The 16,580-nt window shown below is 40.4% G+C and carries 11 protein-coding genes; 3 read left to right on the top strand and 8 right to left on the bottom strand.

Annotation, left to right across the window (positions count from 1 at the left end; genetic code table 11):
• Positions 1-3 precede the first annotated feature (3 nt).
• From DL92_RS0111435 to DL92_RS0111425, 3 genes are all read right to left on the bottom strand, one after another.
• Positions 4-735 (bottom strand): glycosyltransferase family 2 protein, encoded by a 732-nt coding sequence (locus tag DL92_RS0111435; RefSeq protein ID WP_026667779.1) that lies wholly within the window; start codon positions 733-735, stop codon positions 4-6.
• 33 nt (positions 736-768) lie between these two features.
• Positions 769-1,848 (bottom strand): glycosyltransferase family 4 protein, encoded by a 1,080-nt coding sequence (locus DL92_RS0111430; RefSeq protein ID WP_026667778.1) that lies wholly within the window; start codon positions 1,846-1,848, stop codon positions 769-771.
• A 603-nt stretch (positions 1,849-2,451) separates the two neighbouring features.
• Positions 2,452-4,086, bottom strand: a complete 1,635-nt coding sequence (locus DL92_RS0111425; protein ID WP_026667777.1) for a DUF4832 domain-containing protein — start codon at positions 4,084-4,086, stop codon at positions 2,452-2,454.
• Positions 4,087-4,503: 417 nt separating this feature from the next.
• Here DL92_RS0111425 and DL92_RS0111420 point away from each other — a divergent pair, with 417 nt between their 5' ends.
• On the top strand, positions 4,504-4,833 hold the full coding sequence (locus DL92_RS0111420; RefSeq protein ID WP_034462185.1) for a helix-turn-helix domain-containing protein: 330 nt from the start codon (positions 4,504-4,506) through the stop codon (positions 4,831-4,833).
• Positions 4,834-4,964: 131 nt separating this feature from the next.
• On the opposite strand, the gene DL92_RS0111415 is transcribed toward DL92_RS0111420, so the two are convergent.
• The 5 genes from DL92_RS0111415 to DL92_RS0111395 form a co-directional block, all read right to left on the bottom strand.
• Positions 4,965-7,271, bottom strand: coding sequence for a glycogen/starch/alpha-glucan phosphorylase (locus DL92_RS0111415; RefSeq protein ID WP_081816892.1), 2,307 nt, complete (start codon positions 7,269-7,271; stop codon positions 4,965-4,967).
• Between the two features lie 144 nt (positions 7,272-7,415).
• Positions 7,416-9,845, bottom strand: a complete 2,430-nt coding sequence (locus DL92_RS0111410; RefSeq protein ID WP_026667775.1) for a hypothetical protein — start codon at positions 9,843-9,845, stop codon at positions 7,416-7,418.
• A gap of 295 nt (positions 9,846-10,140) precedes the next feature.
• On the bottom strand, positions 10,141-11,409 hold the full coding sequence (locus DL92_RS0111405) for a 6-phosphofructokinase (protein ID WP_026667774.1): 1,269 nt from the start codon (positions 11,407-11,409) through the stop codon (positions 10,141-10,143).
• Between the two features lie 74 nt (positions 11,410-11,483).
• The gene (locus DL92_RS0111400) at positions 11,484-12,749 is read right to left on the bottom strand and encodes an O-antigen ligase family protein (protein ID WP_026667773.1); all 1,266 of its coding nucleotides are present in this window, start codon (positions 12,747-12,749) and stop codon (positions 11,484-11,486) included.
• Between the two features lie 308 nt (positions 12,750-13,057).
• Positions 13,058-14,029: a hypothetical protein gene (locus DL92_RS0111395; protein ID WP_026667772.1), complete on the bottom strand. Its 972-nt coding sequence runs from the start codon at positions 14,027-14,029 to the stop codon at positions 13,058-13,060.
• 965 nt (positions 14,030-14,994) lie between these two features.
• Here DL92_RS0111395 and DL92_RS0111390 point away from each other — a divergent pair.
• Entirely contained in the window at positions 14,995-15,672 is a 678-nt protein-coding gene (locus DL92_RS0111390; RefSeq protein WP_026667771.1) for a response regulator transcription factor, read from the top strand.
• A complete protein-coding gene (locus DL92_RS0111385; RefSeq protein WP_026667770.1) occupies positions 15,665-16,564 on the top strand; it encodes a sensor histidine kinase in 900 nt (299 codons plus the stop codon). Before DL92_RS0111390 ends, DL92_RS0111385 begins: the two co-directional genes overlap by 8 nt.
• Positions 16,565-16,580: the final 16 nt, after the last annotated feature.

Below are 16,580 nucleotides of genomic sequence, written 5' to 3'. Positions count from 1 at the left end.
AACTCAAAAGAAATCTGTACACAGATCAAGCTGCATGCAGGCACTCATGCCTTCATTCCCCCCGAATCCATGCATATCTGCCCCAACGTTGCAGAAACTGATCCTCTTTCCGTCATTTATCATTTCGTTATATACAGGAGCAACGCCAAATTCATTGTTCTCTCTCACATCATTGACTATCATCCTGTATGCATATTTCACAAAGTCAGAACCCTTCTTAAAATTAAAGATTCCAACGATTGCTTCGTTTGACATATCCTCTTTTTCCCTGACGAGTGTCACTTGTCCGTTTTCATCATATTTGACATAGCTCCACTTGGGCTGATTAGCCGGCGTTGTCATGATAAGTCCGTCATAATCTCTCATTTCATCGAGATATGCATCTATATTCGTATCAATAACCTGCGCACAGCCTGCAATCATAAGTTCATCATCATTATCTATAAATTCCTCCGCAAGGAGCACCGTGCAGGCATCTCCTTCGGTAGTTGCATCGGTAGATATAATCTCGCAGTCGGGTGTTATTTCTCTTAGAATCCTGTCAAGCTCGAATCGTTCGATGTGATCTTCCTGGCAAACATAAATAAATCTATGCTCACACTTAGGTCTGATATTCTGAGTCACATATTCGATCATCGGATGACCGAATATATCGGTAAGTGGCTTGGGAGTTTCGTAAAAAGACTCCGCATATCTGTTACTGCCACCGACCATGGGTATTACAATATTAAGCATTGGTTCTTCCTTTGTAAGTTAAAATCGTTAGTTTCACATCTCCGTTGCTGCGTCACGATATATCTTTTTCATGCGTCTGCTGCTGTCTTCCCATGAACTTTCGGGAATCTCAGCTTCGATCGGATCGTCAACAAGTCTGCAAATCCCCTCATAGATGTCCTCTTCATCATAAGGGTCAAAATAAATTGCTCTGTTGCCGAGTTCTTCATGCGCATGAGGCATATCAGCCACAGCTATCGGTCTTCCGCAATTAAGCGCCTCAATAGGCGATACCCCCGCACCTTCTACAAATGCCGGACAAATATAACCTTCCGACTCGTTTATAAGAGCCGCAAGATCAAGTCTGTTCTTGCATCCTGCGAAAATAATCTCGTCTTCATACTCCTCAAATTCTTCGTACAGATCGTCATAAAGATCATTCTTTCCTACGATCACAAGGCGGATATTTGTATCCCACCTGTCTTTATACATAATGTAAGCGTCTATGAGTCTTAAGATGTTTTTTTCTGACCGGGTATCACCGACACACAACAAAAACGGTGAATATCCAATGTCATACTTTCCCCTTACATCAAGCTCATCGAGTTCATCGTCGTCCATAATCCTGAACTCGGATGAAACCGCATTGCCTACAACTTCAATCTTTTTCTGCGAAACATCATATGTGTTTGCAATGTCCCGTCTGCTGATATTCGATACGGTTACCACTTTATCCGCATGCTTTGCGCAAAACGGGATCATAAGCTTGTTCTTCAGATACTCAACCTTATTAACATTGTTCTTATTCTTTTCATGTTCAAAAGAAATGTCATTTATGGTACACACCACAGGACACGGACTGTTAAAAGGCACGTAGTGCAGAGTGTGAAGAACATCCAGATCGTATTTATAACAAAAACTTGTTAATTCAAAAAAATTTCTTGTAAAAGCGTTATTGCTTCTAAAAGGTACAACTTTAAACTTCTTCATGTACCTTGATATATCGGCATCTTTTTCGACAAAAAGATAATACACGTCCCCCTTGTCAGGCTTGAGAGCATCCAATATTCCCCTATAAAAGCTCTCATCCTCGCTCGCGCATCCGAGCATATGTGCATCTATTCCAACTTTCATCTATATATCACCTTTTCAGATTGTTTTATATTTATCATCTTTCATCACGAAAAATGTTAAGTAAAATTATGACTTGGCAAGATCCGCACCGTAAGCTGTACATGTGGTATTGAGCTTATACAATTAGTTAGTTCTCAAATGTTTTTGCTTTCACAGGCTTCATTGTTTTAATAACCATAAGGTTAATGGATCGTCCAAATAATTTCTTACGGTGCGAAACACTTCTGCTTGCCCAGTCGTGTCCGTCGAGGTATAAAAAACTCGTTCCCCCCAAGTTTTTTCACTCTATATTTGAAATACCACATTACAAGTGCAAAAAATTTTTCTCTCTTTCCTTCTGTGAAGCACTCTGATACTCTTTCTTTTATAAGCTGTTAATCTTAATGTTTGTGTAACTTTTTACAAAATTCGTACACCTGTGAGCAAATATATGCAATTATTCAGTTTTACTGGATTGTTGGCTTTTTCTATAATTAAATTATATACAATTTGCTTCACATTTGCAACATTTGTTTTAACGTTTACGAACATTTCTTTGAGATTTTTTCCAAAAAAATTCCGAGGCAGCACATGCTTCCCCGGAATTATATAAAAAACTAATTGTTAACGAACCTCTTTGAATTCAGAACCACCCTTGCTATTTCCGCCTGAAACCTTGATAGTACCGATCTTATTTGCACGGATACCGTCATTGAAGCAATCAGGGTTAGCAAAGCGAATACCTGTCTTTGCGGAAGCCTCTTGTGTATTTCTGTTATTTCTGATCCTAATGTAAACATCCCAATTTCCGGAAGCGATGTCTGAAGGAACAGAGAATGTCCACTTATAGTTCTTGGTAGCAAGAGATGTAAGGTCGTTTGCGTTAAATGAATCAACGCTTGCCACATATGTCTTGTCACCGTTCTTAAGGATTACTTCCGTATACTTCTTTGTAAGGAAGTTACCAAAGCCAAGGTTCTTCATTGAACCGCTCATTGTAAATGTGCCGTCCTTGCTTACCTCTGAAGAAAGCTTTGACTCTTTTACAAGAATTCTGTATCCCATGTGATCACGCATGAATTTTCTGTATGAATGATCGATGTATGGTGCAACATCTGATGCGTCAAGTCCCTTAACAAGATCCGACTTGGATACATCAACATGGTTAAGTTCACTTATAAGCACCTCATCCTCACTGTTGATATTGTGGAGGTATGAAAGGTGTGTTCTGTAAAGCTCTGACATAAACTTGGAACCGTCATAGATAGGTGAGCCATGTGACTTTAATGTATCGCGGTCAACATATGCGCACTCACCGCCGTAAGGAACCTCTGTGAGCTTTTCAAGCATATCTATGCCCTTATCACGAGTGATATAAGGCCATTCGTTCTCTTCACCGAATGTTCCGTAATCGGTAGATGTTCCGAGATATCCGTCGTTATACATTCCAAGCCTTTGATTGAGCTTAAGGCTTCCGTTTGCAACTGCTGCGTTAAAGCCTGCTGCGTCATTTGCATATCCGTAATATCCCATAAGATGCTTGGGCGCTCTTACAAGTACCTTGATACTGGGATCAAGCTTATTGAGCCATCTGTCTATGATCGCATTTGAGAACTGAGGATCATAGTTGTTACATTTATCAATATCATACATTGATGAATGCATCTCACCCCAAGGTCCGAACATTCCGCACTCAACAGCAAGAACAACATCTTTGTTCCTGTTGATGACTTCGCTGAGCTGCTTAATGTGCTGACGGATAAGCTCTGTGTTGTGGTACACCGTTGAGTCACCGTCTTTTGTCAAACCGGGCTCATTTCCTACCGTCTTGTCACTTGCATAAGAGAATCTAAGTACAAGTGATGTTCCGTTCTTTCTTGCATTTGAAAGTGTATTCTCAAATGCTTTAAGGAAATTCGGATGCTCAGTCAGATTCTTGTTTCCGCCGCATCCGTTTGAACTGTTATATCCATCCTTTGAGAAACTGTTTCCACTTGAAAAGTATCTGAGATCATACATGATACTGTACATTCCACCCTTAGGATTAAGTACAGGACATGAAGAACTGTCAACCTTAACCCATGTATATGGGCATCTGCCTCTTTCGATGTTATCGGCAAGTTCTACCCCCGTATCCTCGAGGCGGATTGTTGATCCAAGTGATTCAGCTTTAACGTCTAACGATCCTGCACCGATAGTACCGATTACCATACCGAATGTCAGAATCAAACTCATTAGTCTAGTCTTATTCTTAATCATAATCATCCCCTTTTTTGTTCTTTTCGCACAGTCATTCATCTAAAGAACCACAATTAATGTCTGTGTAACTTTCTTAATAAACCATGTTTATCTAAACAACCATGTGTGTTTTCCCAACATAACATATGTTTTAATGCTTCATACCAATGAATTATATAAGACTGCGCTCCCAAATGCAACAATCACTTTAACAAATATTTTCATATTTTTTTGTGTATTATTAATGTTTGCTTTTCGCGCAGTTATCGCATTTTATTCACACCTGTATCGTTTAAGGAAAAAAAATTTATATTGTTTTTACTCAAATATGGTGCATTTTTTTGTCGTATCTGTTATGATGTACATATAATGTTACACATTTGTTACGTTTATACTTCGATATAATTAAGAGAAAACGCCATAAAAGGAGGGGTTGCAATGAAATCAGTATGTGAAGTATATAATAATAATTTTGGAATCCGTCTTTCAAAATTAAGAATGCAAAAGGGAGTTTCGGCTCGAGACATGAGCCTTTCTATAGGACAGAACGCCGGTTACATCAATTGTATAGAAAATGGCAGATCGCTTCCTTCAATGAAAAATTTCTTCTTGATCTGCGATTATCTTGGTATCACACCAAATGATTATTTTAATTACCAAACTTCTTTTCCCAAAAAGTTAAGCAGTGCGGTAGATAACCTGTGTCATCTGGATGACGACAAACTATCTCACATCTCGTCAGTCATTGAATATATGGTAGCTAATTAAGTCACTCCAAAACTAACGCATTTTGGAGGATTATGGGGATTAAAAAGGTCTGCGAACATCTCGCAGGCCTTTTTGAATGCACTCACTTCCCCGCCCCCTGTTGGGTGTGGGGAGGTTGGGCGCTTGGTGCATCAGCATTTCCAGATGTCTCTGTTATACTCTTCTATCGTTCTGTCAGATGAGAAGAATCCCGCTTTTGCAATATTTACAAGCATCATCTGTCTCCATCTGTCTCTGTCTTCATATGCCTCAAAAATCTCGTCCTTCTTCTTGATATAGCTTTCAAGGTCGAGAAGAGTCATGAACCAGTCTTTATTTAAGAGCTCATTGTAGAGCCTCTCAAGGTTCTCTTTATGCCCTACTTTCAAACATTTCCTGCTGACAATAAAATCAACCGTCTCTTTTATCACGGGACTTTTCTTGTAATAATCCTTTGATACATAATCGGCTTTCTTGTAATGTTTGATAACTTCGTCAGCGCTCGCGCCAAAAATAAATATGTTATCATCTCCGACAAGCTCGTGAATCTCGACATTTGCTCCGTCATCCGTTCCCAGTGTCACGGCTCCGTTTAGCATAAACTTCATATTACCGGTTCCCGAAGCTTCTTTTGAAGCAAGCGATATCTGCTCAGAAACGTCACAGGCGGGAATAAGCTTCTCGGCATATGATACGTTGTAGTTCTGAGCCATAACGACTTTCATGTACTTATTTACATCTTTGTCGTTATTTATTATTTCCTGAAGCACAAGAATGAGATGAATAATATCTTTTGCAATAACATAAGCGGGAGCTGCCTTTGCACCGAATATAAATGTGATCGGTCTCTTAGGCTTTTTTCCGCCCTTTATCTCAAGATACTTGTGAATTATATAAAGAGCATTCATCTGCTGCCTCTTGTACTCATGCAGCCTCTTTACCTGAATGTCAAAGATTGATTCGGGATCTATCTCGATGTTTTCATGCTCTTTTATAAATGCCGCAAGTTCTTTTTTCTTTAGCATCTTTATCTCATCAAGCTTTTCGAGAGTTATCTGATCATCCTTGTATTCAAGGAGTTTCTCAAGCTTTGTGGCATCTTTTTTAAAGCCGTCTCCGACAACGTCAGAGATAAAATCTGTCAGAGGGCTGTTGCATGAAAAGAGCCATCTTCTGAAAGTTATTCCGTTTGTCTTGTTATTAAATTTATCGGGATAAATCTTATAAAAGTCTTTTAGTTCGCTGTTTTTAAGTATCTCGGTATGTATTGCCGCAACGCCGTTTACCGAGAATCCATAGTGGATATCGATAAATGCCATATGGACTTTCTTTTCTTTATCAATGATCTGAACTTTAGAACTCTTGTACTTAGCCCTTATCCTCTTATCCAGTTCTTTGATATAAGGAACAAGCTGCGGAACTACCTTTTCAAGATACTCAAGAGGCCATGTTTCAAGCGCTTCCGCAAGAATGGTATGATTTGTATATGCACAGGTCTTGCTCACCACGCTTATCGCCTCATCAATATTAAACGCCTTCTCCTCAACAAGTATCCTGATAAGCTCAGGAATTATCATTGTTGGATGCGTATCGTTGATCTGAATCACAGCATGGTTATGAAGCTCGTGCAGATCGTACTGACGCTCCTTCTGTTCTCTGAGAATCAGATGTGCAGCGTTCGATACGAGGAAATACTCCTGATATATCCTAAGGAGATTTCCGGCCACATCCGAGTCATCGGGATACAGGAAAAGAGTGAGATTATTCTTGGTCTTTGTTTTATCGAAGTTAATTCCCTCTTTTACAAGTTTTTCATCTATCGACTCTATATCAAACAGCCTGAGCTTGTTGACACCGGATCTGTATCCGACGATATTCATGTTGTAAAGGCGCGACACTACTTTCTTTCTGCCAAAATAAATATCAAAAGTCGTATCTGTCTTCTCAAGCCAACTGTTTTTCTCTATCCAGTCATTCTTCTCTTCAACTTGGAGATTATCCTTAAACACCTGCTTAAAAAGTCCAAAATGATAGTTGAGTCCGATTCCCTCCCCGGCAAGTCCGAGAGTTGCTATAGAATCAAGGAAGCATGCGGCAAGCCTTCCGAGACCACCGTTTCCCAGAGACGGCTCAGGCTCGTACTCTTCGATCTTGGCAAGATCTTTGCCGTTTTTTGCCAATATATCTTTTATCCTGTCATAGACACGAAGATTAATAAGATTATTGGAAAGAAGTTTTCCGATCAAAAACTCCATAGAGATGTAGTATATTTTTTTCTCACCGTTATTAAGTTCCGTAACATCCATCAAACGGCTCGTCATTTCCAAAAGCACATAATAAGCTTCACGATCTGTGCAGTCTTTTAACACCTTTCCAAACTGATCTTTTGCAATCCCTTCAAGCTGCTCTTCAAGATTAAGAATCAGTACATCTCGTTGCATATTGGTATGCTTTGACATATTATTATCTCCTTATTCATCCGTATTACGACACCACTTTTTTATAAAACCTTACTTTTATATCTTAACTCTATAAATCCAAAAAGGCTACCGGCGCTAAAAGTACCGATAGCCTTCATATATGTTTATATATTCATATTAATATCAGCGATCAATAGCCTTTGTTCCTTTGTGTCTCTTGATCTTGATACCGCTTCCACCCTTGATGGTCTCTTTTACAAAAGAGTTCACGATGGCGATATAGCCCGTTCTGTTGTCTCTTGTATAATTATCTTCGAATGAAGCAAACTCTTCATCTTCATAAACAAGAGCAACCGCTTTGCCCTGGACAGTCTTCATGATGATTGTTTCTTTTGTTCCGGACCATACATATGTGTAGTCATAATCTTCGCCATCAAGGAAATTCTGCATATCCTTTGTTATTCCGTCAATAGCATCGTCAAAACTCATAATGGCGGATGAATCCTCTTCATCTTCAGAAGATGTCGTAAGAGCATCAACCTCTGCGCCAAGAATAGAATCAAGCTTCTCTTCGGGAGCTTTCGCAACAGGAGCCTTTGCTACAGGAGTCTTAGCTACGGGAGCAATTACAGGCTCGGCTACGGGCTCGCTCTTTATGCTCTTCTCCTCTTTAAATACAGGAACATCGTCAAATGCAAGTCTGTCTTCTTCAGCAGCTGCTGAGATCATTGCATCCATATCCAATGTATCTGTCTTCTCAGGTGAAGCCTTATATGTATCGCTAAACTTTCTAACCTTATCTGCATCTCTGTCTACAGGCTCGCTGCTTACAGAAAGAGACTCAAACGCATCGCTGCGGTTCTCAGACTTAATTACATCATCACGCATATCAGAACTAAACTTATCTTCACGTCTGTCTGATCCGAATCTGTCTGAACTTAACTTGTCTTCATATCTGTCAGAACTGAACTTATCTTCGCGTCTGTCCGAACTAAATCTATCTTCACGCCTGTCCGATCCAAATCCGTCCGATCTAAACTTGTCTTCACGTCTGCCGGAACCAAATCTGTCTGATTCAAACTTGTCTTCACGTCTGCCGGAACCAAATCTGTCTGATTCAAACTTATCTTCGCGTCTGTCGGAACCAAATCTGTCTGATTCAAACTTATCTTCGCGTCTGTCGGAGCCAAATCTGTCTGATTCAAACTTATCTTCGCGTCTGTCCGATCTGAATGCATCTCTTCTGTCTGCGTCGCTGCTTACAGAAAGAGACTCAAATGAATCGCTGCTCATCTCTGAACCCAATGTATCCATGCCAAGTGAATCTGTATGAGCAGCAGAAACCTTGATCGGATAATCAGAATCAAATCCGAGGTCTTCTCCCTCAGATCTCATTGCATCCATATTTGCTCTTGCACGTGTTGTATAAGCTCTGGGCTCACGATTTGAATCATCTACCTTTATCTCATCACTGAATCTTCTGCCGGCACCTGAATCTGCAGGCTTAACATCAAATCCAAAATCATCGTTCTTGAGAGAATCGCTGAATTTCTCAGTCTTCTTCTCAGCAAAAGGCTTAACAGTATAATCAGACTCTTCAGCTTTTATAGCATCCTCATATACTCTGTCGGGTCTTGCCGGTGAAGGCTTAACCGTATAATCAAATTCTTCAACCTGTATCCGGTCGTCAAATCTTCTGTCAATTCTTGTTGCGGAAGGATCTGTTGTCTTTCCAAACTCTTCCATCTTGATCTGATCGTCAAATCTTCTGTCGATTCTTACTCCGGAAGACTTCTCGGAAGATGTTCTGTCGAACTCTTCGACTCTTATCTCATCATCAAATCTTCTTCCGACTCTGGGCTCAGAAGGCTTCGCTGCAGATCTGTCGAACTCTTCGATCTTGATCTCATCATCATAGCTTGGATTCTCATCAAAATCGAAATCATCTTCATCTATTATATCTTCATCAAGCGCAGGCTCTTCCATACGCTGAACTGAAGGCTTAACAGGAATGTCAGCCCTCTCACTCTTAACATTATCCCTTGCGGAATTATTTATTTCATCAGAGAACTTAACCGTATCCTTGGGTTTTTCTTCCTTTTGTGCATTCTGAGCGGCCATTTCTTTTTCCTTGGCAAGAAACTCACCTATATAATCAGGAATTTCTTCAGTTTTATTCTCTTCCTCTACTTCTACATCTTTGCTATCGATAGGAATATCAAATACATTTTCGGGCATCTCTGCTTTTATTGCTGCCATCATGGCATCAATATCGGATAAGTTGACATCCTCTACGGGTGTATCAAATGTTGTGTTCGATTTTTTCAAAGACGAATCTCTCATATAATCACCACCTGACATATTTGGCATTGCTTTACTTATATTTACAATTTCTGCCCCCTCCGAGCGGTTCTCTGCTCTGTCTGATTTCATTTGAGTCCCTCCTTTGGAAGCTTCTTTATTATTCTTTATTTCTGAATCCCTCTGTGATGATGAGAACGTCTCCGGTTCAAAATCATCGTCATCCTCCATGTTATTTGCAAGAAGGCCGTCAACAAAAACTGTTGACATATCCTGTTCATTCAAATAGTCCTTATTTCTCATGCCGTCCATGTCTCGTCTCCTTTCGAGCGTCATATATCAAACGATATTTCACCCCGTTTAAATATATTATCATTTATTTCTGTTAGATTTTACAGTAAATTTTCTATAAATTCTTGCTTATCGCGTATTCATTATTAGAAACATTTTGTGTAAAATCTTCCCCATACCAGCATATTACACGGATATTAATAGTACAACAACAAAACATTAACATTCTAACATGAACTGCCATAGAAATCAATGTTAAAACGTTAATGTCTTGTTTTATGGGCTTTTTCGGCCCTCGGTATTCAATTATTCATGTTTATAAAGCTTCTTTTATAACAAGATGTCTCGGAAGTCCTCCTGCCATAATAGGAGTTACTTCGCCAAAGATAAGCGGACGGGCATATTTCTCAAACTGTTCTGTAAGGCCGCATCCGTCGGGCGTGATCCACTCATCGGGAACCATCTTCTCGTAATTTGCTATTGAATGAATGTCGTATGTTCCGTAAGAGCACATATAAGGGCATTCACTGCTCCAGTTGTTATCGGTTCCGCCTGTCTGATACATCATTCTCTTCATGATGATCATCTTGCCGGTCTCGCCTGCGTTTGCAGCGTTAACAGCTTCAAAGCCGCACTGATATGCTTCTCTTACATCTGTAAGTGACGCAATATGTGAAGCCGCTCTCTGAAGTGTGCTAAGCTCAACGGTTCTCGTTCTGAGTCCCAGCTCTGAGGAAAGTTTATCAGAAAGAACTTTGCACGCAGCACTCATCTGCTTATGTCCGAATGCATCAGTTGCTACGTCTCCGCCAAGCTCACATACATAGGTTCCGTCGGCAAGCTTGATTCCTTCTGAAATCGCAATAAGAATGGGTTTCTTCTTATCAGAAAGATCTTTCATATGTTTCATGAAAGCATCCATATCAAAAGGCTTTTCCGGAAGATATATCGCATCCGGTCCCGTACAGTCATCTGCTTTTGAAAGAGCTGCCGAAGCAGCAAGCCATCCGGCATTTCTTCCCATTATCTCAACAATCACGGTAGCCGGATTTCTTGTATCTGCTGCCTGGTTATCGCGAATAAGCTCTTTTACACTTGTCGCGATATACTTAGCTGCCGATCCGAATCCCGGACAATGATCGGTAACGGGAAGATCGTTGTCTATTGTCTTTGGGATACCTATAAAGCGCTGGGTTTTGCCGTGATCTTTGGCATAATCAGACAGCTGCATTATAGTGTCCATTGAATCATTTCCACCAACATAGAACAATTTATCAATATTGTTCTTTTCAAGAACATCAAAGATCTTCTTGTAATCAGTATCGTCTTTTGAAGCATCTGATAACTTGTATCTGCATGTGCCAAGTACAGAAGCAGGTGTTCTCTTAAGAAGTTCAACATTGGTCGGATCCGACAGATACTTGTCCAGATCGATAATGTTGCCATTTACGAGTCCCTCGATACCGTGTAACATTCCAAAAACTTTTTGTGCTCCAAGTTCTTTTGCCCTGACGTAAGCCCCTGCAACAGAAGCGTTGATCGCTGCCGTAGGCCCGCCGGATTGTCCGATTATGACGTTATTCATGGTTCCCTCCCAACATTAATATAGTTATCATTAATGATAGCCTCAAAACCACAAAAAGAACAAGTCTTGACTTTTTATCGCCTTTCTTTAGCTACCATTGCAAGCAATATAAAGAACATAGGTGTTGCACACACCATTGAAAAATTCGCAAATGAATATGCCATGTATGAAACAGCAGCTATGAAAGCTATTTCTCTATCTTTTTTGCCAAGTCCGGTCTCTAAAAAGCGCTCTACTACGCGGAAGATCAGATATAAATATGCCAAAAGCCCGTGGAATCCCGTACAAACGAGATAGTCGAGATACTCACTATGTGCGGAAGTAAGTGCAAGGCCGTTAAAGCGCGAAGCAAACTCAGCTGCGGCTTCAGGCTTGGCAGCAAGATAATCGTTAAGCGCATACATATATCTGTTAGGACCGACACCTATAATCTTCTTATCCAAAGGAAGACTTCCGTACAGGTCAAAAGAAAGCTTCCATATATATCCTCTTCCGTTTGCAAGATCACCGTTTCTGCTGATAAACAGGACACACACCAAATAAACCAGCATTACACCTGCCACAATCCAAGGTGCAAGCTTTGCGTCAACGATCTTGCGATCCGGTAAAAATTTTCTTTTAAATGCAAACAAAACTGCAATAAGAGCTGATACCAACATCATAGTGGTTCCGCATGAAATAATCGCAAAAACAACAAGTGCGACATATGCTCCGTAGAGCACTCTTTCAATCTTGTCTTTTGTCGTAAAGAGCATGTATACAGCTATCGGAATGATAATCGCCATATACTCGCTGTACCAGCCGTAGTTTCCAAATGTCGAAACATACAAGCTGTTCTGCGCATCTGCACTGCTTGAAAACATAGAAAGCGGATCGAATCCCGTTCTGTTCAAGATTGCCAGAATTGTCGGAAGCACAGATGAAGCTACGATAACATGCACCACCCATGTGTTATAAAAATAGTATCTGGAAATAAAGAAAAACGACAAGATCATGAGGATTATGGTAAGTGCCCCCATGCCAAATCCGGGAACACCGTAGACTGATTCTTTTATAGAATCCGACAACAATGTTGATATCAGGACCACTCCTCCAAAGATAGCCATTGCAACATCAACCTTAGAAAATGTCCTCTTTCGCAGACTTTCGTCATTTATCTTTTGCAAGTCATCTATTACAGATGTAATGACATAAAGAACAAGAGTGATCCCACACAAAAATAAATAAGCATCTGTCTTGTGTACACTTATATTTTCGTAGGTACCCTTGTTATAGATCGGTATTACAAAAAACACCGAGAGCACGTAAAAAAGCGCGACGTAGTTCTTATATTTTTTCATAATCAACCCCAATTACTCATATTTTTCCCCATCATAAAAAACGGAATATGCCGCTTCCCGTTTGCTATATGTTCAACAGCCCCTTCCAGTTGAACGTAAATAGGTCCCGCTTCATGTTATGAGGCGAGACCTAACATTTTAGCTAGTATATAATATTACACAACTATCCGTGGTTTACAACCATTTATTAACGTTCAACAGTATATAAACTACGAAAAATGAAAATTTGCGCATCTGTTACCATCCACATATCGCAAAATCTTTTCCCATGTGATATTCAGGAAAAAGACATCCCTCAAAGCCTTAATTTATCTTGAAGACTCTGTTGATGCACTGTCAGAAGCCTTCTCTGATGTCTTGGAAGTCTTATCAGATGCTCCTGTTGATGCGCTGTCTGATGCTGTATCGGAAGTCTTGTTTGATGTCTTATCTGATGCACCGGTTGATGCACTCTCAGATGCTTTCTCAGTTGTCTTATCTGAAGCACCTGTTGATGAACCTGCAGAAGCGCTCTCAGATTTCTTCTTATCCTTATCTGCGCTGTTATTTGCGGTTCTGTCTGTTTTATTGTTTGTTGTACTGTCAGTAGCATTGTTAGCAGCCTGTACAGGTGCTGTTCCTGCAGGGCTCTTTACAACCGCATACATTACGTTTGAAGATGCAGCCTGCTCAACATTGGCAGTAACCACACTTGCAATAGTGCTGGTATTATTAAATACCTTGTATGCTCCGCCTGCATAAACGGCAACTATAGAATAATCCATGCCTGCTGTCTGGAAATCTGCAGGAATTCCGATACTGATAGTACCTGCTGTTCCTTCTGTACTGCTTGTAAACTTGCCACCGGCCATCTTTCCGTAATAAACATTTATACAAGGGCCAACCGTTCCGCTAAATGAAGCCGCAACATTGTTTGCAACCGCAACTGCTGCTGAACTCTTTGTTGCATCAGTATCTGCAACCTTTACAAATGATCCTGTTCCGGGAATAGAAGGTGTAAGTGCCACACCCTGAACTTTCTTTGCAAAATAATAGCCGTCAACCGCTGACTTAACGCCTGCAACAGTTTTATTTACAGGAGCCGTTGCCTCCTTAATCATATTCTCAACTTCTTCCTGAACTTTCTTCTGTCTTGCCTCCTCAGCACGTTCTTCTTCAGTCGGTCCATCATCTTTCTCTTCTCCTGATACTGCAGCAACCGCCTCAGTAACCGGTGTCATAAAGATAGCACCCATCAAACCTGCAACTACAACGTACTTCATAAGCTTTCTAAATTCCATTTTACATTCCTCCTTATTTACGAAAATCAAAATAGAAATGCCTGTATTTTAGATGCTACTCTCATTAAAACTTTTTGCAATTCTTTGGATAGATTCTTTAGATAGATTTAAGATGGATGATTGAAAGTTTATGATTTGTTCAGAGAATGTTTATTATTTTTGGAGTTTTTATCTTGCTTGTTCTGCTTATATTGGAATTTGTTCAATAATAGGCAGTGCATTTTTCATGTCATCGTATCACTATCTCCGCCGTCATCTGCTCACATATAGTATATTTTTATTATAGGCAGTGCGTTTTTCCGGTTCGAATCTGCTCAGATATGTCTTATCTTAATTATGAGCAGAGCCATTTTCCTAGTCACATCTGCTCAATTTTCTACATCTCATAATATAGTCAGTTGAAAAAGCCTCAGTAGCTTTTATTTTTTCTAATCGCAATCCAATATTGTCTGCTCATATGCCCCTTCCCTAAATTATAAGCAGTCCATTCTTTCTTTCAGCAACTGCTCATATTTCCGCATCCCTCTATATAGTCAGTAAAAACCTCTTAATTTTGCCTGCTCATTCCATTGATTTCACAATAATGAGCAGAGAATCCCACAAAATCCGCTCTATTCCGAAATACGTAAAGTGAAATTTTAAATCCACTCTATTCCGAAATATCCCCCTTATAGTAACCATCTGCATAAAAGATGATGAACATATGCATGCCTCAAAAGAAAGCATCTGATTTTATTCATATGAAGCACCGTCTTAGCAAATTGCAAGTTTCCTTAGTGAATGGCATAGAAATGCACGACATAGATGTGCTAATCTAATACTTGAACAAAAAACAACATATTTCTAAGTTTAGTTAGCATTCAATCTTTTATTCACTTATTCGTAAATGAATCAAAAGACAGCCGTCCGCTCTGCCTGTCAAGTACATTAGCACCACAACTTATACATCATAAGGAGAACACATTTTGGAACAGATTCTGATAGTCGAAGACGATTCTACGCTTAACAACGGCCTTTGCCAGGCATTGAAGGATGCGGGCAGGCAGCTTGTTTCGTGTGAATGCATCAGCGAAGCAAAAGAGCAACTGGCTCTTGGCATGGTTACTCTTGCAATTCTTGATATAAATCTTCCGGACGGGAACGGACTTGATCTGTTAAAAGAGATCAAGGACAGCACTCCTGATATTCCTGTAATCATGCTTACCGCAAATGATACGGACAAAGACATTGTGTCAGGCCTCGAACAAGGCGCAGACGATTACATAACAAAGCCATTCTCTCTTGCCGTACTTCGTGCAAGGGTTAATACGCAGCTTCGCAAGGCTCATACAGGAAAAGACACTGAAAAATATGCAGAAACACCTTATGTTTTTGATTATAAAAACATGATTTTTTCAAATAACGGACAAACCGTGGAGCTTTCCAAAACAGAGCAGCGACTCCTGCGAATCCTCACCGACAACGCAGGCATGACCGTTAAAAGAGATACTCTGATAGACAGGCTCTGGACAGGCGATGCAGAATACGTCGATGAGAACGCTCTTTCCGTCACGGTAAAAAGACTCAGAGACAAGCTCTCTGCTCAGGATAAGATCAAAACAATATACGGAATCGGCTACAGTTGGGTGAAACAGAATGGATAATATAATTCTTATAATCGGTATCTTCTTGATTCTCGCAGCCTGCATTATCGCAGTCACCGAAAGGCTTCGCTCCAAGAGAATACTTGATTCTATAGAAAAAATGCTTCATATGGCAATGAACGGTGAATTCCCCGCAGAAACCTTCGATGAAGGAAGGCTCTCCAAGCTTGAATCGGAGCTTGCAGCTTTTTTAAGCTCCTCTTCCATTTCCGCCAAAAACATAGAAAATGAGCGCGACAAGATAAAGTCGTTGATCTCAGATATATCGCACCAGACCAAGACTCCAATCGCAAATCTCATATTATACAGCGAGCTCTTGGAAAACAGCGAACTATCCGGCGTTGATTGCACAAATGCCGAAGCGATCCATGCTCAGGCTGAGAAACTAAGATTCCTCATAGACAGCCTCGTCAAACTCTCAAGACTTGAAAACGGAATACTTGCACTGGAACCGCAAGAAGTGCCTTTAATGCCACTTCTTGAAGATATAGTCCGTCAGTTCGAGGAAAAAGCTGAAAAGAAAGAGCTTAAACTTGAGCTCAATAAAACAGATGCCAAAGCTGTTATCGACGGAAAGTGGACACACGAAGCCCTCGCCAATATCGTTGACAACGCCATAAAATACACAGAAAAAGGCTGCATCAAAATAAGCGTCATCCCTTACGAAATGTTCGTGCGCGTAGATATCTCAGACACCGGCATCGGCATTTCCGAAGAAGAACATCCCAAGATATTCAAGCGTTTCTACCGTGGAACTGACGTTAAGCAAAAAGAAGGCGTAGGAATCGGCCTCCACCTCGCCCGCGAGATAATTTCCGGCGAAGGCGGCTACATTAAGCTGTCCTCCACTCCGGGCGAAGGATCGACATTCTCAGTCTTCCTGCCTCGGTAATAATCTAAATAAACAA

This window comes from Butyrivibrio sp. AE2005 (assembly GCF_000686965.1).
In the GTDB taxonomy this organism is placed as follows: domain Bacteria; phylum Bacillota; class Clostridia; order Lachnospirales; family Lachnospiraceae; genus Butyrivibrio; species Butyrivibrio hungatei_A.
The sequence above is the reverse complement of the archived record's forward strand: the minus strand, read 5'-3'. Positions and strand labels throughout refer to the sequence as shown.